This is a genomic window from Dactylosporangium salmoneum (assembly GCF_039532525.1).
In the GTDB taxonomy this organism is placed as follows: domain Bacteria; phylum Actinomycetota; class Actinomycetes; order Mycobacteriales; family Micromonosporaceae; genus Dactylosporangium; species Dactylosporangium salmoneum.
The window spans coordinates 1-4,222 of sequence record NZ_BAAARV010000060.1 but is presented as its reverse complement, the minus strand read 5'-3'; the positions used below and the strand labels follow the sequence as shown (position 1 = coordinate 4,222).

The window sequence follows — 4,222 nt, the reverse complement described above, 5'->3', positions numbered from 1 at the left end:
CCGCCGCATCGACGTGCTGCCGGACCGCAAGGCCGCCACCCTCGCCGCGTGGCTGCGCGAGCATCCCGGCATCGAGGTCGTGTGCCGGGACGGCTCAGCCGCCTACGCCGAAGCGATCCGCCAGGGCGCGCCAGGCGCGGTGCAGGTCAGCGACCGGTGGCATCTGTGGCACGGCCTCGCCGCCGCGGTTGAGAAGACCGTCATCGCGCACAGCGGCTGCTGGCACGCCGGCCCACCCCGGCAGACCCTCGCCCGCCAGGAACGCACTCAGCAGCGGCACGCTGCGGTGCACGCCCTGCTCGACCAGGGGTTCGGGCTGCTGGAGTGCGCGCGCCGGTTGGGCTGGGCGCTCAACACGGTCAAACGCTATGCCCGGGCCGCGACCGTGGAGCAGTTGCAGCGCCCGGCCCAGTACCGTGCCACGCTCGTCGACCCGTACCGCGAGCACCTGCGCCGGCGACTGGCCGAGGAACCCGGCGTTGCGGTGACCCGGCTGCTGGCCGAGATCCGCGAACGGGGCTACCCCGGCAGCGCGAACCTGCTGGTGCGCTACCTCAACCAAGGCCGCGCAGACGCGATCACCACACCGCCGTCGCCGCGGCGGCTGGTCGCCTGGCTCATGACCCGGCCCACCGACCTGCCCTCACCCCAGCGCACGCAACTGGCCCAGCTGCTCGCCTGCTGTCCGCCGATGAGCACCCTCGGTGCACGGGTACGCGAGTTCGCCGAGTTGCTCACCCACCGCCGCGGCCATGACCTGGACACGTGGATGGACACTGTGGACCGCGACGACCTGCCCGCGCTGCGGGCCTTCTGCCACGGCCTGCGCAGGGACCTGCAAGCCGTCGTGGCCGGCCTGACCCTGCCCTACAGCAACGGCCCGATCGAAGGCGCCAACACCAAGGTCAAACTGCTCAAACGCCAGATGTACGGCAGAGCCGGATTCGCGTTGCTACGACGCAGGATCCTGCTCGCATGAGCCCGCAACCCACCACCGTCTTTGCGCCAGAGCCGTTACGTTGACAGACCCTCCCGTAACGCGGACTTGAGCGGCTCTGGCGGGGCCTGCTGTGAACTGGCTAGGTGAAGGATGAGTGGACCCCGCTGCGCTGCGATCCGCAGGTGTTCAAAGCTTCGCTAGACCACCCGGTGGCTGTCGATGGGTTGTGCGAGTGGGTGGGGTTGGCCGGTCATGGCGGCGAGGGCGGTGGCGACGGCTTGGAGGTCGGCGCGGATGTAGGTGGTGGTTGCTGGTCCGGTGGTGTCGGTGTGGCCGGCGTATGCGCGGGCGGTGCCGTAGCCGAAGTGTCGTTCGACCCAGGTGAGTGTGGTGTGTCGCAGCCAGTGGGTGGTGATGCCGTGGGCGGCGACCCAGGGCAGGTGTTGGCCGATGCGGTGCCAGAGGTGGTCGTAGCGGCGGCTGGTCAGGGCGGTGCCGTTGCGGTACCGCAGCAGCGAGTCGGTGGGCAGGACCGCGCCGCGGACGATGGCGTGGTGGGCGAGGCTGGTGGCGAGGTCGAGGCTGATCGGTTGCCAGCGGACGGTGCCGCCCTTCTCGCGCAGCAGGAGCAGGCCCCGTTCGGCGTCGAGGTCCTGCAGCCGCAGGCCCAGGCCACCGGCACGCCGCAGGCGGTTTCGGTGTGCAGGCGCAGCAGCAGCGCGTCGAGGACGGTGTCGTTGCCGGTGGTTCGGGCGACCAGGTTAATCTCGGTCAGTTCGTCGGGCGTGAGGGCTCTTCGGGTGCTCGGCAGTCGTCGTGGTTTGCCGACCCGGTGGGCTGTCTGTAGGTTGGATTAGCCCATCGGCGATGGCGCGGTTGTAGAACGCGCGGGCGGCGGCGATGAACAGTTCGCCGGCGTGGCGTCCGCCGCGGCTGTTGCGGCGGGCCTGGGCGCTGTTGGTGACGTGTTGCCGCATGGCCTGCAGGTCGCTGGCGGTGACGGTGTCGATCGCCTGGTTTCCCCAGGCTCTGGTCATGCGCTGCCAGTAGCTGCGGTAGGCGCGTAAGGCGCCGGGACCGGCCGCGGCGAGGACCTGGGGGAGGTAGTCGTCGAATGTCGGCAGTGCTGGTCGGGCGTCGTGCTGCAGGTCGGCGAGGGTGACGCCGAGCTCGGCCAGGTAGGCCCAGGCGGCTGCGAGTTTCGCCGGGTCAGCGGCCATGGCCGTCTGCCATCAGTCGGATGTGCAGGTCCGCGAGGAGCCGCGCCACAGTTTCTGCGGGGTGGACGACGAGCATACCGCGATCGAGGTCAGCGGCGAGGACGACGAGGTCGCCGGTCTCGATGGCGCACATCTGCCGGACCGCGGCCGGCAGGGTCAGGTCGCCGCGAGCGCCGACCAGCGGCGCACCTGCGTCATCGGGCCAGATCAAAACCGCCCGATTAGCGGCATCGGTGCGCAGCCGCTGGCCGGGACGCCAGCCGAGCTGCTCGAGCAGCAGCCGGGCCGACACTCGCCCGGACTGGTCCAGCCGGGCGATGTCGAGTTCCGGTGTAGGAGCAGGGTTTTCGTCCATGAGAGAAGGTCGATGGCGGTCTGCCTCACCTGGCCGTTGCTCATCGTCGGGGCCTGGCTCGCCGGTCTGCACCTCGTCGGGCTGTTCTTCGCCACCCGGGCTATCGGACGTGCGGCATGAGCGACACCGCGCTGCCGCCCGCCCGGCCGGCCCTGCTGCACGACACCCTGCTCATGACCGGCCGGACGCCGCTGCTCACGCTGCGCTTCCCGGCGGCCCTGTTCATCGCCGTGGTCTTCCCCGTACTCAGCTGCTGCTCATCACCGCCAGCTTCTGCACGATCGTCCTGCTCGGCCAGGGGTACCGCGCCTTCGTCAACTTCGGCCTGTTGCTGTTCGCCGTCATGGGCGTGCTGTTCTCCACCCTGGGCACCGCCGCGACCAAGACCGTCGACCTGCAGGCGGGCTTCGATGCCCGCCTGCTCACGATGCCCATCTCGGCCTGGCGCTATTAACCGACCGTCCCTGCGGTCGCTCCGCTCCGGCCGCTGCCCCTATGTGACACCCCCTGACACGTTCCTCGTCGCCACTAGCCGCGCGACGCTGGATCGGAACCGTACCGACGAAGGACGGTTGCAATTCGAGCTTCCTCCGCAGTCCCTGCTGATTGGCCATGCTGGGCCGGAGGGGGATGCGATGCCGACCATCGCAGCGAGATGGGGGAGTGGCTCAGGATCGGAGACGCCCGTGTCACCTAACGCGCGACCGGATTTTGCAGCGTTGTATGGCGTTGCGAACGGCCGATGGGACATGACACCGCGGACAGCGTCAGCCCTGTACACCGGACTCAGCTTGATTGCCGACGGCATTGCGCTTGACACCGACGACGTGGGTGACATGCCTGTTGGTGCCCAGCGCACGTGGGAATGGCGGGCGTTGGACGCGTTCCCGCGGGCATCGTGGTCGCAGGGGACGCGCTGGCGCCGCATGTTGAGTTCACGCAGCCGGTATCTCGTCCACGCGATCGAGCGAGGCGACGGGCTGATTGCCGAATGCGTCGCCGACTACCTGATCCACCACCTGGCCATCGAACGAGGCCGCGACGAGGTTGATGACGCTCTACGCGACCCGGACCACCCAAGCCACGGCATTCCGGCATATCCGGACGACTACGCCTGGCATCGGCTTCCGTACTCCAGCCGACTCGGAGACCTCGACGCGTCGCGCAGCGCGCCCAACTACATCCGATCGTTGCATCGAACGTATCTCGCGACCAAGCGACGTCCTCAGCTGTGGTTCATCGTGGTGAACGTGTCAACCAGTACGGCGTCGACGGCGCCGATGAACCGGCCTGATCTCGGCAACCGGCTCGACGACGCGTAAGGCTGACCTCAAGTCCTCATCGGTAAACCGAATCATACGCCCACCAAGCACGTGATAACGGATCCGGCGATTAGCCACCCAATTGCGGAGCGAAGACACGGAAACCTTCAACCGCTCAGCGGCCTCCGAGTACGTGTAGAAGTTCTCGCCGTCGAGTTCCATCCGTGCCCCTCCGGTTCGTCGCTGTCGTTGCAGAGGGTAACGGTCGGCGGCTTCGGACTCGAAATCGATATTTGTACCCTTTGATGCATGTTCGGGACGGTTGAGGGGTTCGAGTCCCCTTAACCGGAAGCGGCTCTCCGGCTGGTGAAGCTACCCCCAATGACGTGATCTCAACGAGATTGCGGTAGGTAACGGTATTCGAAGTGGGTGAGGTGTAGGGCTG

At 68.0% G+C, this 4,222-nt stretch carries 7 protein-coding genes; 3 read left to right on the top strand and 4 right to left on the bottom strand.

Annotated features, from left to right (window positions below):
- The coding region (locus ABD352_RS31385) for an ISL3 family transposase (protein ID WP_344616124.1) at positions 1–979 on the top strand (979 nt) is incomplete at its 5' end.
- A gap of 158 nt (positions 980–1,137) precedes the next feature.
- Here the strand turns inward: ABD352_RS31385 and ABD352_RS31380 are convergent.
- The 3 genes from ABD352_RS31380 to ABD352_RS31370 all read right to left on the bottom strand — a co-directional run bounded on the left by ABD352_RS31380 (position 1,138) and on the right by ABD352_RS31370 (position 2,515).
- Positions 1,138–1,572, bottom strand: a complete 435-nt coding sequence (locus ABD352_RS31380; protein WP_425553709.1) for a hypothetical protein — start codon at positions 1,570–1,572, stop codon at positions 1,138–1,140.
- Between the two features lie 129 nt (positions 1,573–1,701).
- Positions 1,702–2,160: an integrase gene (locus ABD352_RS31375; protein ID WP_344616123.1), complete on the bottom strand. Its 459-nt coding sequence runs from the start codon at positions 2,158–2,160 to the stop codon at positions 1,702–1,704.
- Positions 2,150–2,515, bottom strand: coding sequence for a hypothetical protein (locus ABD352_RS31370; RefSeq protein WP_344616122.1), 366 nt, complete (start codon positions 2,513–2,515; stop codon positions 2,150–2,152). The genes ABD352_RS31375 and ABD352_RS31370 overlap by 11 nt, the downstream gene beginning before the upstream one ends.
- Positions 2,516–2,624: 109 nt before the next feature.
- On the opposite strand from ABD352_RS31370, the gene ABD352_RS31365 reads away from it, so the two are divergent.
- Positions 2,625–2,969: a hypothetical protein gene (locus tag ABD352_RS31365; protein WP_344616121.1), complete on the top strand. Its 345-nt coding sequence runs from the start codon at positions 2,625–2,627 to the stop codon at positions 2,967–2,969.
- Between the two features lie 337 nt (positions 2,970–3,306).
- Positions 3,307–3,837 (top strand): hypothetical protein, encoded by a 531-nt coding sequence (locus ABD352_RS31360; RefSeq protein WP_344616120.1) that lies wholly within the window; start codon positions 3,307–3,309, stop codon positions 3,835–3,837.
- Here ABD352_RS31360 and ABD352_RS57775 read toward each other — a convergent pair.
- Positions 3,769–3,999: a helix-turn-helix domain-containing protein gene (locus ABD352_RS57775; RefSeq protein ID WP_425553708.1), complete on the bottom strand. Its 231-nt coding sequence runs from the start codon at positions 3,997–3,999 to the stop codon at positions 3,769–3,771. The genes ABD352_RS31360 and ABD352_RS57775 overlap by 69 nt on opposite strands.
- Between the last annotated feature and the right edge of the window lie 223 nt (positions 4,000–4,222).